This is a genomic window from Chondromyces crocatus (genome assembly GCF_001189295.1).
GTDB classification, from domain to species: Bacteria; Myxococcota_A; Polyangia; order Polyangiales; family Polyangiaceae; genus Chondromyces; species Chondromyces crocatus.
In genome coordinates, this window is sequence record NZ_CP012159.1 from 3,295,468 (window position 1) to 3,309,631 (window position 14,164).

At 71.4% G+C, this 14,164-nt stretch carries 10 protein-coding genes; 4 read left to right on the forward strand and 6 right to left on the reverse strand.

The annotated features are described in order from the left end of the window. Positions 1 to 41: 41 nt before the first annotated feature. Together CMC5_RS48455 and CMC5_RS12260 are read right to left on the reverse strand one after the other, a co-directional pair. Positions 42 to 2,837 (reverse strand): tetratricopeptide repeat protein, encoded by a 2,796-nt coding sequence (locus CMC5_RS48455; RefSeq protein WP_156338514.1) that lies wholly within the window; start codon positions 2,835 to 2,837, stop codon positions 42 to 44. 144 nt (positions 2,838 to 2,981) lie between these two features. Further along, positions 2,982 to 3,587, reverse strand: a complete 606-nt coding sequence (locus CMC5_RS12260) for an MlaC/ttg2D family ABC transporter substrate-binding protein (RefSeq protein ID WP_050430580.1) — start codon at positions 3,585 to 3,587, stop codon at positions 2,982 to 2,984. 282 nt (positions 3,588 to 3,869) lie between these two features. Here CMC5_RS12260 and CMC5_RS12265 point away from each other — a divergent pair, with 282 nt between their 5' ends. Beyond that, positions 3,870 to 4,121 carry a hypothetical protein gene (locus CMC5_RS12265; protein ID WP_050430581.1) on the forward strand — a complete coding sequence of 84 codons (252 nt, stop codon included), beginning with the start codon at positions 3,870 to 3,872 and terminating at the stop codon, positions 4,119 to 4,121. Positions 4,122 to 4,165: 44 nt separating this feature from the next. Here the strand turns inward: CMC5_RS12265 and CMC5_RS12270 are convergent, their stop codons facing one another. Both CMC5_RS12270 and CMC5_RS12275 read right to left on the reverse strand, forming a co-directional pair. Next, positions 4,166 to 5,533 (reverse strand): sensor histidine kinase, encoded by a 1,368-nt coding sequence (locus tag CMC5_RS12270; RefSeq protein WP_082362413.1) that lies wholly within the window; start codon positions 5,531 to 5,533, stop codon positions 4,166 to 4,168. Next, positions 5,530 to 6,747, reverse strand: coding sequence for a type II secretion system F family protein (locus tag CMC5_RS12275; protein WP_050430582.1), 1,218 nt, complete (start codon positions 6,745 to 6,747; stop codon positions 5,530 to 5,532). The genes CMC5_RS12270 and CMC5_RS12275 overlap by 4 nt, the downstream gene beginning before the upstream one ends. Positions 6,748 to 6,915: 168 nt before the next feature. Between CMC5_RS12275 and CMC5_RS12280 the strand changes: the two genes are divergently transcribed. The 3 genes from CMC5_RS12280 to CMC5_RS12290 all read left to right on the forward strand — a co-directional run bounded on the left by CMC5_RS12280 (position 6,916) and on the right by CMC5_RS12290 (position 9,654). Next, positions 6,916 to 8,118 carry a serine hydrolase domain-containing protein gene (locus CMC5_RS12280; protein WP_050430583.1) on the forward strand — a complete coding sequence of 401 codons (1,203 nt, stop codon included), beginning with the start codon at positions 6,916 to 6,918 and terminating at the stop codon, positions 8,116 to 8,118. A 35-nt stretch (positions 8,119 to 8,153) separates the two neighbouring features. Next, positions 8,154 to 8,480 carry an Mpo1-like protein gene (locus CMC5_RS12285; RefSeq protein WP_050430584.1) on the forward strand — a complete coding sequence of 109 codons (327 nt, stop codon included), beginning with the start codon at positions 8,154 to 8,156 and terminating at the stop codon, positions 8,478 to 8,480. 478 nt (positions 8,481 to 8,958) lie between these two features. Next, entirely contained in the window at positions 8,959 to 9,654 is a 696-nt protein-coding gene (locus tag CMC5_RS12290) for a hypothetical protein (RefSeq protein WP_050430585.1), read from the forward strand. Here CMC5_RS12290 and CMC5_RS12295 read toward each other — a convergent pair. Together CMC5_RS12295 and CMC5_RS48460 are read right to left on the reverse strand one after the other, a co-directional pair. Continuing rightward, positions 9,588 to 11,855 carry a hypothetical protein gene (locus CMC5_RS12295; RefSeq protein ID WP_050430586.1) on the reverse strand — a complete coding sequence of 756 codons (2,268 nt, stop codon included), beginning with the start codon at positions 11,853 to 11,855 and terminating at the stop codon, positions 9,588 to 9,590. The genes CMC5_RS12290 and CMC5_RS12295 overlap by 67 nt on opposite strands. A 126-nt stretch (positions 11,856 to 11,981) precedes the next feature. Next, complete coding sequence (locus CMC5_RS48460; protein ID WP_050430587.1) at positions 11,982 to 13,934, reverse strand: serine/threonine-protein kinase; 1,953 nt, start codon at positions 13,932 to 13,934, stop codon at positions 11,982 to 11,984. Positions 13,935 to 14,164 lie beyond the last annotated feature (230 nt).

Genomic DNA, 14,164 nt, shown 5'->3' on the forward strand with positions numbered 1-14,164 from the left:
CTTTCGTCGGCGGGCCAAGCCGACGTGGTGCGCTGCGTCGATCAGGGCATTTCCAGCATCATCTCGTACAGCTCGGCCTCGGAGGTGCGCCCCGCCGCCCGGGCCTGCAGCGAGAGCCGCTGGAGCACCTCGCGCCGCAGCGGGGTGAGCTGGTCGCGGACCGCGTCGTCGCCCTCCTCGATGCGGGCGGAGAGCAAGGCCAGGAGGTCGAGATCGCGGCCGAGGCGTGCGAGCGCTGCCGCCAGGTCGAGCGTGATCTGCTGGTCGTGCGGGTCGGCGCGGAGCCGCTCGGTCAGCCGCTCCACGAGCTGCTCGTCCTCGGGGTTCGGCTCGCCGGCGGGGGAGCCCACCTCGTCTTCGGGCTGGGTCCACCAGGCCTGGGGAGCGCCTTGCGGTGGCGGGCGAGGGCGGGCGTCGTGGTGGGGGGTGGATGCCTCCTCGCTGGAGGGCAGCTCGTCCTCGTCGTCGGGAGAGCTGTCGTCCTCGTCGCCAGGAGAGCTGTCGTGGCTGACGCCGCCTGCGATTTGTTCATACCCGTAGGGGGCCGACGGGTCGTGCGCCTCGTGCTCGAGTCCTTCGTGGTCGTACGTGGGCTCCTCGGCCGAGGTGTCTTCCCACGCGGGCAGCCGGGGTGCCCTCAGCGCTTCCGGCGTCAGCTCCACGGCGTGGCGCTCGTGTCCCCTCGCGTGGCGACGATGGGTCGCGCCTTCACGCTCGTGTCCGGCAGTGCGCGGCGCAGGGGCCGCAGGCTGCGGATGGTGATCCGCTGCCTGGAACTCATCGTCCCGCGCGCCCGCGTACGGGTCTCGGTGTGAAGCGCTCGACGGTGCGGCCGGAAGGGGCGCGGGTCGAGGTGGAGGTGCTGGACGCTTCAGCTCTGCCGTCACCCGGCGGAACGCCGCCCCGATGCCCGGGTGGCGGGGGGAGAGCCGCATGGCGAGCCCGAGGTGGAGCTGGGCCGCCAGCAGATCGCCCCGCTCACGCTCCTCGATCTCGGCCGCCTCTGCGAGCAGCGACGCCACCCGGCTCGCCTCGGGCCCCGCCACGAGCTCCGCGCTGCCCATCTCCACGGCTGCTCTCAGCCGGCTCAGGCAGAGTGACGCTCCCTCGGGATCACCCAGCTCCGCCCGCCACCGCCCTTCGAGCAGCCGGGCCTCCAGCGCCTCCGGCGTGCCCGGGGGAATCCCGTGCACCCGCGCGATCGCCGCGGGGCGGTCGTTCGCGAGTTCGGCCAGCCCTCGCGCCAGCTCCAGCTCCAGTGCGCCCACCGTCTGCCCGCGCCGCTCGGCGAGTGCGCGCGCCCTGGCCAGCAGGTCGAGCGCGCGCCGACCCTCGCCTGCCGCGCGCAGCGAGCGCCCCAGGCCCAGTGCGGCCTCCGGGCTGTCGGGCGCATACCGGAGCGCTCGCTCGAACAAGCGCCGCGCGTCGGCGGCGTGCCCCCGGGCGAGGTACGCCTCGGCCGCGCGCCGCCACACCGCATGCCGCGCCTGCGCCCCCCGCGTCGCCGCCTCCAGGTGCTCGGCGTCGGCCATCGCCCCCCGCGCGTCGGCCACGTCGAGCCTCGCTTCCAGCCGTGCCCAGCGCAGCTCCGCCAGCAGTGGCGCCCGCGCCACCCCCTCGTCGAGGGCCTGCAGCCGCATGGCCGGCGTCTCGCTCAGCCGCGCCGCCCGCAGCCACCCCAGCGCCGACAGCGGCCCGTACGGCTCCCCGTGCGCGGCTCGCTCCAGCGCCGTGAACGCCGCATCCCGATCGCCCACCGCCTCCAGCAGCTCCGCGCCCAGGACCCCGGCATCCACCGCCGGCATCGCCTCCACCAGCGTCGCCAGCGCCGCCTCGGCCCGCTCCCCCACCACGCAGTCGATCCACGCCACCCGCGTCGCGAGCTCCCGGTGCCTCGGTGCGCGCTCCAGCGCCGACAGGTAGGCCTGCCGCGCCGCGTCCAGATCGCCCTCGGCCGCCGCACGATCCCCGTCCGCCGCGATCTCGGCGGCCTCCAGCGCGCTCAACGTGCGGTCGTCCAGCGCTGGCGGCGGGGCCTCGGCGACGGCCTCGAACCGGAGCGTCCCGGCACTCGCTGTCAGCTCCGTCCAGCGCACTGCGTCCACCGCGGGCGCGCGCGCTCCTGCCGCGGGCATCGCCTCCCGGACCACCCGCGCCACCGCGTCCGCCACCACCACCGCGCCCCCCAGAAGCTGCGCTCCTGGGCCCGAGCCGGCCATCAGCGCCTGCAGCGCCAGCGCGTGCGGCGGCGCGCCCAGCCCCACGCCACGCGCCCGCTCCGGGATGAGCCGCAGATCGCGCTCCCCGGGCGCGATCACCACATCGAAGGCGAGCGCGGCCTCACCCACCCGCAGCGCCAGCAGCACCCCGGGCGAGCTGGCGAGACGAGGCGCCTGCCCTGGCAACGCCAGACGAGGCGCCGGGGCCGATCCCCGGAGCGGCGCGACCTCCAGCTCGGTGGGCCCCGCCCCGAGCAGCCCGCGCAGCCGCGGCGTGAGCCACGTTCCCAGCTCCGTGGTGCGGACCTCCAGCACCAGCCGCTCCAGCGCGCCGCGCCGGTGGCGAAAGCGCGCCACGCCGCCCGACAGATCGAGCGGGAAGCGGAGCCCCGGGATCCGCACCACCAGCTCGGTCAGCGAGAACGGCCCGAGCTGGAACGGCTCCGCCAGCTCCAGCGCCAGCGCGCCCCGGTTCAGCGCCAGCCGCAAGAGGGGCCGGTCTCCGCCGCTCCCTCCTGTCGGCGCCTCGGAGCGCTGTGGCCCGCCAGCAGGCGCACGGAGATTGGGTGCTCTCCCGAGCGCCCTTGCTCCTGCTCCGCGCCTCTGTCCGGCCGCCATGGCCGCAAAGGCTAGCAATCCCGGACCACTCCGGGCGAGTTTCGCGGGCAGCGAGGTGACCCTGCTGCCCCTCCTCGACGGGCGAGCACTCTGCAACGCGGCAGGTCGTCATCCTCGGAGAGGCATGAGCGCCTGCTCCGAGGCTCAGGTCTCGTTCTTCGCCAGCTTGTCCTTCATCTTCTTGATGAGTGCCGGGAAGCCGTCTTTCTTGACGATCTTCGTGAACTGCGACCGGTAGCTCGACACCAGGCTCACGTCGTCGGTGACGATGTCGCGTACTCGCCAGGCCCCGTCCTTCTTGACGAGCTTGTACTGGATGACCACCGGCTCGTCGTTCCGGGCCTTCTTCTCCTTCGAAACCGCCTTGGTCTCGACCAGGACCAGATCCCCGGCGGGCTTCTCGCTCACGTACTGGATGTCGAAGTTCAGCGTCTTGCGCAGGTTGCGCTCGTACGACTTGCGCACGAGCTGCTTCAAGAGACCGCTGAACTCCGCCTTCTCGGCGTCGGTGCGTGCGCCCCACTCCTTTCCGAGCGAGGCCTCGGCGAGCGCCTGGTAGTCGAGCATCTCGTCGAAGAGGGCGGTGACCTTCGGGTTGCTCGTGCTGGTGTCCTGCTTCATGACCTGGAACAGCGAGGCTTGCTTCGCCTTGACCAGATCCGTCGCCTCTCCGGCGAGAGCCACGCCCGAGAGCGTCAGCGAGCAGAGCGAGAGCACCGCTGCGAAGAGCTGGACCTTCCTGCGTGTCACGTCGATCGTCTCCCTTCTTCCGTCCGAGCCTTGGGGGCAGGCCGCTTGATAGTGCCGGCCCTGGGCTCGCGCAATCGGTGATGCAATTCGTTGGCCGGTCCATGAGACGCGCGACCCCGAGCCTCTATTCAAGCGGCCGGACGTCCACGCGTGAACATCACGCCACAGGTCCCCTGGCCTGCGCGTCGGGATCGCTGCCTGGTGCATCGCTCCGTCCCCCCGTCCGCGCCTGACCGGAGTACAAGCCCCGCCCCGATGGCCCTTTCCCAGAGGACTCGCCTCTTGCTGGCAGCCACAGCAATCGCCCTCGCGTCCTTCGGGCTCGGCTTGCTCGCTGCGCGCCAGGGCGACGGGTCAGGGCCTGCTTCGGCGCCGCCCGAGCCCTCCACCTCCAGCTCTTTCCCGAACTACGTCGTGCTCGACGCGGGAAAGGCCGAGCCCCGCATCGCCCTGGATCCCGACCGCGTGGAGCTGCTCCCGGACGCCTCTTTGCGCCTCGACTTGCCCGACGGCTTCGGTGGTGGGTCGCCTTGACGTGCTGGCTGGAGAGCGTCACGAGCGCCCATGGGCGACGGGCTCTACAGCACGGCGCGAGAGCGAGGGAGGCGCTCGGACACGGGCAGGGGCTCGCTCGTATCCATGTCCAGATGCACAGCGTGGCTGGGGAGCAACACCCTGAACGTGGTGCCCTGGCCTTCCTGGCTCTCGACCTCCACCGAGAACTGGTGATCGTCGAGGATGCGCTTCACCACCGCCAGCCCGATGCCGATCCCGTGCGAGCGGGTGGTGAAGAAGGCATCGAACAGCCGCTCCCGCGCCTCGGAGGGGATCCCGCGCCCGTGGTCACGGACCTCCAGCACCTGGCGGTCCGAGGCCTCGCGCGAGAGGGCGATCACCACCTCGGCGCCCGCGGAACTCGCCTGCACCGCGTTGCGCACCAGGTTCCAGACCACCTGCCGCAGCTGCGCGGGATCTGCGCGCACCACGGAGACCTTGGGACCCTCGTAGCGCACCGTCACGTCACCCCCTCTCCCCGAGCGACCCGCGAGCATCACCACGTCGTGGATCGTGGCCACGAGATCCATGGGCTCCATCGCGGGGGCCCGCGGGCGTGAGAGATCGAGCATGTCGCCGACCAGCTCGTTGAGGCGCTGCGTCTCGCGCTCGATGATCTCGCAGAGTTGACGGTCCTCCGCCGAGAGCGTGCCCCCCGTGCGGAGCAGCTCGATGGAACCTGCGATCGAGCCGAGCGGGTTGCGGATCTCGTGCGCGAGCCCTGCAGCGAGCCTTCCGAGCATGGCGAGGCGCTCGGCCTGCTCTGCGCGCGCCGTCGCCTGGGCCAGCCGACCTCCGGTCGTGCGCAGGCGCTCCGCCAGGTAGCTCGCCAGCAGCGTGACCACCACGATGGCGAGCAGGTTGACGAAGATCGTGTAGCGCATCGCGCTCCACTGCGTCAGGTAGGCGTCGAAGGGCTGATCCGTCGGGACGGGCAGCACCTGGAGCATGAACCCGCCACAGAGCAGCCCGTACGCGCCGGCGCCCGCCACGGCGGCCACCGCGGCCCCGCGCAGCCCGAGCAAGATCGCTCCGGTGAGGCAGGTGAGCCCGTAGAGCGACGTTGCCCCGCTCGACGCGCCTCCCGTGATGTAGACGAGCGCGGTCCAGGTGATCTGGTCGGTGACGAGCTGAGCGTGCGCGATTGATGGCAGTGCGCGCTTCATGCGGAGGAACACCGCATACACGGCCGCCACGCCGTAGGCCGTGGCCACCGTGGTCAGCGCGACGAGGCTGGAGAAGCCACCTGGCGTGAACCCCCCCAGGTATGTGGCGGCGGCGACGACGAGGAGGATGGTCAGGACGAGCAGGCGCAGCGCGGTCAGCCACGTGAGCCGCGTCGCGAGCGGCGCACCTGCGTGGGCTGCGGCGCGCTCGCGGTCCGTCTTCACTCGGTCTTGATCTTCCCGGCGAGATCGAAGATCGGCAGGTACATCGAGATCAGCACGACCCCGACCACGCCTCCGACGACGACCATGAGGAGCGGCTCGAGCAGCGACGTCAGCGCTGCGACGGCGACGTCGACCTCATCCTCGTAGAAGTCGGCGATCTTGTTGAGCATGGTGTCCAGCGCCCCGGTCTGCTCACCGACGGCGATCATCTGCACGACCATGCCCGGGAACACCTTCACCTCGCTGAGCGGTTCGGCCATGTTCTTCCCCTCGGAGATCTTCTGCCGAGCGAACATCAGCCCCTCTTCCACGATCACGTTCCCCGCCGTCTTGGCGACGATGTCGAGCGCGTCGAGGATGGGCACACCGGAGCCGAGAAGCGTGCCCAGCGTGCGGGTGAAGCGTGCGACCGCAATCTTCTGCAGCACGGGCCCGATGATCGGGAGCTTGAGCATCAGGCGGTGGATGCTCCGCTTCCCTGAGGGGGAACGGTAGAAGTAGACGAAGGCGGTGATGCTGGCGACCGCGCCCACCACCAGCACCGGCAGGTACGTCACGAAGCTCTTCGACACCCCGATGACGATCTTCGTGAGCTTCGGCAGCGCGTCCTTCGCGCCGAACTCGGCGAACATCGTCTCGAAGGACGGGATGACGAACGTCAGCAGCACGATCATCACCAGGACCAGGATCACGATGACCGCGGACGGGTAAGCGAGCGCGCCGCGCACCTGCCGCGCGAGCTTGACGTTCTTCTCGATGTAGACCGCGAGCCGGTTCAGGATGCTGTCGAGGATGCCGCCCACCTCACCGGCCTGGACCAGGTTCACGAAGAGGTCGTCGAAGATCTTCGGGTGCCGCCGGAGCGCGTCGCTGAACGTGGCGCCTTGCTCGACGGTGTTCTTGATGTCCTTCAGCGCCGCCTGGAAGATCTTGTTCGGCTCCTGATTGGAGAGGATCTCCAGACACTGGACGAGCGGTAGACCGGCATCGATCATCGTCGCGAACTGGCGGATGAACTTGACGAGTTCCTTCGCCTCGACGCCCGATCCGAACGAGAGCTTCAGGTTGAGCCCTGCGCCCTTCTTCTTCACGCGGGTGGGGTTGAGCTGCTGGGCGCGGAGCCGGTTGAGCACCGCTGCCTCGCTCTCCGCCTCCATCGTGCCCTTGCGAACCTCGCCGGCTCGCCCGCGCGCTTCCCAAACGAACTCTGCCATACCCCTTATCCAGCTTCTTTCGCCTGGGCGCGGCAGACCCGCGTCGCCCGGGAGCCCCAGGATAGGGATCCTTTCGCTGAAGGGTCAAAAACTTGACTGGAAGCGGGCCTGCGCTCGCCGATGGCGGCGCCAATACCCCGATCCCACCGTTCCTGGCATCCTCGGGTGATGGTTGCCCCGGTGCTCGATCTCTCCTCCGCCGACGACCTCGCGCCGATCGCCGCGCTCGTGGTCGACGAGCTTCGCACCGCGCCTGGCGCCAGCGTCGCCGCCGCCGTCCGACGACCTGGCCGACCTGACGGCTTCGTCCACGGCCTCGGCGTCGCCGGTCGCCTCTGGTTCGACGCCACGCCTCCACCTGGCGCCTCCCCCGCAGCCCCCCCTGTCACCCACGACACCGTCTTCGATCTCGCCTCCGTCACCAAACCCCTCACCGCCCTCACCCTCGTGCGCCTCGCACGCGCCGGCGTCCTTCGCCTCGACGAGCCCCTGCGCGACCTCCTCCCCGAGCTGTCCGACACTCCTTCGGCCGACGCACCGCTCGACCTCCTCGCCTCGCACCGCGCCGGCCTCGACGGCCACCGCCCCCTCTACGCCCCCCTCCTCCAGGGGCGCGCCGCCGACCTCGAAGAGTCCCTCCGCATCGCCGCCAGCGCCCGCCGCGTCGACTGCGCGGGCGCCCCTCCACCCGACGGCTTCCCCCCCGTGTACAGCGACCTCGGGTACCTCCTCCTCGGCGCCGCCCTCGCGCGCCGTGCCGACCTCCCCCTCGACGCCCTCGTGGCCCGCGAGGTCACCGAGCCCCTCGGCCTCACCCCTTCACCTGGCCGCGCCTGCCCCGCCATCGCCTCCGCCCGCGCGTTCCGTCGGGTCGACGCCCACTGGGACGAACGCGTCGCGCCCACAGAGCGCGCCCCCTTCCGCGGCGGCATCGTGCGCGGCGAGGTCCACGACGAGAACGCCTGGGCCCTCGTCGGTGACGCCTCCGCGGGCCACGCTGGCCTTTTCGGCGACGCCCTCGCCGTCGCGCACCTCGGCGTCGCCTTGCTCCAGGCCCTGGCCGGCGAGCGCCCTGGCTGGCTCTCCGCCGCCGACCTCGCGCCCCTCCTCCGCCCCCGCCCTGGCGGATCCTTGCGCGCCGGCTTCGACAGCCGCAGCGGCCCCACGCCGAGTTCGGGCAACCGCTTCGGGCACGCGACCTTCGGCCACCTCGGCTTCACCGGCACCAGCCTGTGGATCGATCCCGATGCTCAGCTCGTGGGCGTGCTCCTCACCAACCGTGTGCACCCCACGCGCACCACCGACACCATCCGCAGGGCGCGCCCCGCCGCGTACGATGCCATCGCCGCGGCCATGCTGGACGCCCGCTGAGCGGCAGGCGATACAGTCCCCACCGAGGAGGCACCATGGCCAAGATCCAGCTCGACGCCGCGTGGAGCGACGTGCTCCGCCGCTACAAAGAAGACCACCAGGACCCGCGCAACCAGGCGTGCCACAAGATCGGGATTCCCCTGATCGTCGGCAGCTTCCCCGTGGGGGCGACCCTCATCGGCCTCCCCCTCGCCGCGGGCATGTTCACCGTGGGCTGGGGCTTTCAGTTCGTGGGTCACGCCTTCGAAGGCAAGCAACCCTCCTTCGTGAACGACCGCAGGAGCCTGCTGATCGGCGTGCTGTGGTGCCTCGAGAAGTACGGCCTGAAGGTCTTCGAAGAAGCCCCCGCGCCCGCCTCGTGATGTGACGCGCGCCACGGCGCGCCGAGACCCGTGATGCATGTAACGGTGTGGGGCGTGTGACGCGTCCCGAGCGCGCGATGCGTGTCGATGGCGATGCGCATCGGCGGCGCGGCGTGCGTGGGCGCGGCGTGCGTGGGCGCGGCGCGTCTGGATCGCCTCCCATCTGGAGTGCGCCACGCGTCTGGAGCGCCGCACACATCCGGCATGCGTGACGAGTGCGACGCGTGATGCGCACCGCGTGGCGCACATGGAACGCGCGACACGCGTCACGTGCGCACCGTGCATGAAACGCGCGTGACGCGCACCGCGAGGTGCTCGGAGCACCGCTTGACGCGACGCGCGTGATTCCAGCGGGTGCGCCGTGCAGAGGTACGCTTTCTGCTATACTCGGAGTATTCCCCGCAGGTAGCTCATGTGGGACCTGGAGCGACCGGCAGGTTGAAGTAACCCGAAAGCGCAGGCGTAGGGGAGAGCCGCCATGAGCATCTTCGTCACCCGGGAGGAGATCGAGGCCATCGACCCGTTGCTCTGGAAGGTGTTGCCCCTCCAGATCCGGGAGCGGCTCCCACGGAGCCTCACGGCGTCCCCTCTGAACACGACCGTCCTGCGTCGCGCGTTCACCATGCTCCGACCGTTCCTGGAGCGCCTTTTCCAGCGCCTCGGTTACGAGGAAGGCGAGCCCTGGCCCCAGTGGAAGCTGCTGGCCGCGTTCTACCTCATCCAGGAAGAGGTCGGCCCGGCGACCCTCTTCAAGGTGGGGCGGCAGATCTACGCCACCATGCCCTGGCCTCCCTCGGTCCGCAGCGTCACGGACGCCGTCATGGGCCTCGATCCTGCCTTCCGGGCTGCCCACCACGACGCGCCGGACGCTCTGATTGGCGCCTGGCGTGTGGTCGAGGCGGTGCCTGGCAGGATGGTGATCGAGAGCAGCACCTTGTACCCCTGCCACCTCGAAGAGGGCACGATCACGGGCGTCTGCGACGGCTTCAGCAACGAACGCCCTCGGGCTGCCCTGCTCATGAACCGACGTCCCAAGCGGGACGGCGGCCGGGTGACCAGCTTCGAGGTGGTCTACAACCCGCGGACCGATCGTGACCGGGACACGCCTCACCAGACGGCGCCGACATCGATCGACGGACCGTGTCGCAGCCAGAGCAGAGAGAGCGCGCTGTAGGTCGACGTCTCGAACTCGTCCTCGGTCGACGACGGCGCCGTGGGCAAGCCCGTGAACCCGAACTCCGCCACATACGACGGCCGCACGTAGAGCCCGAAGCCCCCGAGGGATGCCCAGCGGTGGAGGAGCATCCAGCCGACCCGCGCGTTGCTGCGCAGGTGGAACGTCACCCCGCTCTCGATGGGCCCGACGCTCGTGTTCGCTGGATCGTGGCTGTAGAACGCCACACCCCCTCCCAGCGCGCCATCCAGGAAGAGACCGCTGTAGTGGTCCCGGTGCGTGTCGACATGATCGAGCTTCGAGTAGCCGAGCATCAGCGACAGGTTGTTGAACGTGACGTCGCGGAGGAAGCTCCCGGAGAACCCGTACTGCGTCGAGCGCTCCGGTGAGATCCAGGTGTGCACCAGCGCCGGCAGGTTCTGGTGCGTGTAGGCGAGCCCGTATTTGATGCGCCACTTGTTGTGCGCCATGAGCTGCGTGTCCACGTAGCTCGACCGGATCTCCATCGCGCCGCCTTCCCCGCTGGCCACGATGACGCTCGTCGACCCTCGGTACCGGCCCCACAGCACGCTCAGCTCCAGATCGTGCCCCCACACCACGTCGTCGACCTTGATCGCGCTCGTCAGGATCCCCGTCGAGTCCCCGATGTTCTCCGCCGCCGCGTCCACCACCCCCTGCGCGTAGCTCAGCCCGAAGTGCGCCGACTTCCAGCGCGCCTCCACGCTCGCAGAGAGCAACAGCGCCATCCCCACGTCGTACTCGGGCGGCTCCACGAACACCCCGTTCGCCGCCTCCAGCGACGGCACCGGGCTCCCCAGGTGCCAGAAGCTCAGCCACGAGCCCGCGCCCGTCTCCAGGTAGTAGCTCCGGTGCCCTTCCCCGAGCCACGTCCCGCGCTCCACCGCACCATCCAGCAGCTCCTCCGGGTGCGTGAACCGCCTCCACGTCTGCGCCGAGCGCGCCGTCGGCCGCTGGAACGTCAACCACCCCGCGCCCTCTGGCGCGATCGCCAGCCGCGGACGCCTCCCCACGCCATCGTGATCGTCCCGCGCCAGCGTCACGTCCCCGCTCACCCGCCGCCCATCACGCAGCGCCACCGAGCGCAGCCCCCCGACGCCCCCGTGCCCGAACGTGAACACGGCGTAGACCGCATCCGGCCCTGCCGCCGCGTCCAGCTCCAGCCCGCTCTCCCTGCTCCCCAGCGTGACGCTGCGCCACGCACGCCCCTCCTGGCTCACCGCGACCCGCGCCACCCCGCTCACCGGCTCCTGGTAAAGCACGTAGAGCCAGCCATCCGGCCCTACCACCGCCCGGAACCCCGGCCCCGCGCTCGACGCCACCTCCACCGGATCCTCGTCCGGCGGGTGCGCCACGATCGCGCTCCCTTCCTGGTGGACCAGCCAGAGCTGCCCGCCCACCTCCACGAGCTGCACCGGATGCGCCCCGGGCTCGACCTCGCCCATCGCCGGCCCCTCACCCCGGTCGACCTCGAACCCCTCCGAGACGTTCACCTCCCGGTCCCCATCGACGAGCACGTAACGCTTACCGACCCGCCCCTCGCGCTCCCGCGTCTCCGCATACACCAGCCGCAGCGCCCCCTCCGCCCCGAGCTGCACCCCGAGCGGCTCCACCTGGTAGCGCTCGCCCTCACCCGAGGTGATCGTCCGCCGCAGCCCCCCGCTGTCCGTGAGCGTGAGCGTCTGCGACGCCGGCTGCCCTTCCGCATCCCGCGTCGCGCTCACGTGCAAGCAGGCGATGCGCGGTGGCGGCGCCACTGGCCGAGCCGCCTTGCGACCCCCTGAGCCGCCTCCCGCCCCCGCCTTCACGTCTGCCTTCGCGCCCGCCCCACCCGCTGCGCCTGCGCCTGCCTTCCCGCCCCCCGAGCGCGCCCCTGCCGCGCAGACCACACGCCCCGTCGTCGGCCGCCCCTGCGCATCCGAGCGCGCATCCACCACCACCGACCCCGACGCGAGGCCCACCACCGTCCCCTGCGGCATCTGCGCGTAGATCTCGCCCCCCGGCGCCGTCAGCAACCGCAGCGGCTCCCCGGCCACTGGCGCCGCGACCCCCCCGGACTTCTCCTGCCGGCTTGCACTGGCAGCCTGGGCCTTGGGGTCGATGGGTGTCTTGGCCCACGCTGCTCGCGCAGGCAGCGCGCTCAAAACGGTGAGGACCAGAGCAAAGCGGGACGACGTCAGCATGCGAGGACGGTGGACCCATGCCCACCGCGCTTTTCCCCATAGCACCCAGGCCACCGCACGTCGCCCACCGCTCCTCTGCGCGGCCTCGGTGGCGGCTCACGCCCGTGGCTTCTCGTCCTCGGCCCGCTACTTCCCGTTCAACCGATCCCGCAGCCGCTGCGTCGCGCTCGCCACCAGCGGGTGCTTCTGGAAGCAGAACTTCACGTTCGCCTCCAGCGCCACCAGCGCCCGCCGGTCGCCCTCCTCCACCGCCCGCTCCAGCAGCCCCAGCTTGTCCCGACAGCGCGCCAGCCGCAGATCCAGCGCCACCTGCATCGTCGGCGTCGACCGCAGCGTGATCTCCGGATCCCGCAGGAGTGCCGCCGCCCGCCGCGCTGGCGGCGTCGTCCCCCGGCTCGCCATCACCTCGTAGAGCACGTCCAGCCCCTCGCTGCCCGCCCGCCGTGCCAGCGCGTCGAACACCCGATCGGTGAGCTCCCCGTCCACCCGCCCGATGGCCGCCGCCACCTCGCGCGCTGCCACCGCGATCGGACGCTCCCGCAGCGCCCCGGGCTCACGCTCCAGCAGCGCCAGCAGTGTCTCCGCGCCCACGGCCGGATCCACCACCGTCACCGACGCGAGGAGCGCCTCCCGCTCCACCACGGCCGTCGCCACCACCTCCGGCTCGGCCTCCGGCGCGGTCTCCGCCTCGACGGCGATCTCGGGCAAGCTCCCCAGCGGGAGCGCCGTCGCCATGGACGCCGCCGACGCCGCCTCCACCGCCCCGAGCCGCGCCACCCCGAACACCGTCCCCAGCGACAGCATCGCCCCCACCGCGAACGCCCCGACCCACGTCCACTTCCCGTCCTGGCGCCCCGCGCCAGCCCCTCGCAAGCCCCCAGCGTACTTCGCCTCTCGCGCCGCCCGCGCCGCTCGCGCTGCCAGCGCGCCTTGCTCCGCCCACACCCTGCCCGCGCTCACCGCAGGCGGCGGCGTCGACATCCCTGGCATCCCTGGCGGCGGCATCGACGCTCCCGTCGCCACCGGCGGGATCGACGCGAGCTGCCCCCCCAGCGTCCCCCCACCTGGCGGCGGGATCAGTGACCCCCCTCGCCCCGGCAGCCGTGACGACCGCGTCCCGCCCATGAGATCCAGCCCGAGCCCCGCCGCCGCCTCGTCGATCGCCTCGATCACCGCGCTCGCATCCTGCGGCCGCTTCTTCGGATCCTTCGCCAGCAGCCGCAGGATCAGAAGCTCCACCGGCATCGGCACGCTCACCCCGGGCGACCGCTCCGCGATCATCGGCGGTGGCGCAAACCGCTGCTGCTCGAACAGCTCGATCGCGTTCTCGGCCTCGAACGGCGGCTTCCCCGCCACCATCTCGTAGAACATCAACCCCAGCGCGTAGAGGTCCGCGGGCGCCTCGATCGCGTCCATCCCCTCTGCCGCCTCGGGCGCCAGGTACGACAGCGTCCCGAAGACCCTCCCGGCGCGCGTCAGCCGCTTCGGCAGATCCAGCACCCGCACCCCGTCCGCCGACGCCAGCCGATCCACCGGCACCCGCGCGAACCCGAAGTCGATCAGCTTCACCAGATCGCCCTGACCCTCGGCGACCATCACGTTCAGCGGCTTCACGTCCCGGTGCACGATCCCCATCGTGTGCACCGCCTCCAACCCTGCCGCGATCTGCCGTGCGATGTGCAGCGCCCGCGGCACTGGCAGCGGCCCCCGCCGGATGATCTCCGACAGACTCGTCCCCTGGATGTACTCCAGCACCAGGAAGTACGATCCACCCGGAAGCTCCCCGAAATCGGTCGCCGTCGCCACGTTCGGGTGCTGCACGTGCGCCCCGGCGATCGCCTCCCGCTCGAAGCGCCGCACCATCTCCGGGTCCTGCTCCGAGCTTGCGTGCAGCACCTTCAGCGCCACCCGCTTGTGCATGTGCACGTGCTCGCCCACGTACACCGCCCCGAGCCCGCCCATCGCCAGCAGCGCATCGATCCGGTAGCGGTTCGAGAGCACCCGACCGAGCAGCGACTCCGCGTGCCTCAGGTCCGACTCGTTCGCGTTCCCCGCCAGAAGCGGTCCGTGGTCCTGCATGGGTTCTCCGCGACGAGCCGCGGCCTCACTCGCCGCACGCGCAGAGCAACCCCCGTGCCGCCCTCGAATTCCGCTCCTCGCCGCAGCGCCCACCGCTCACGACCGAGGCTCCTCCCAGCGACCTCCAGCACCGAGGTGGGGCACTCCAGATCCACCCCCCTGGTCGGCCCTTCATCCAGCGCATCCCGAGCCAGCAGCAAACTTCAGCCAGCAGCGCTCTCCAGCGAAGC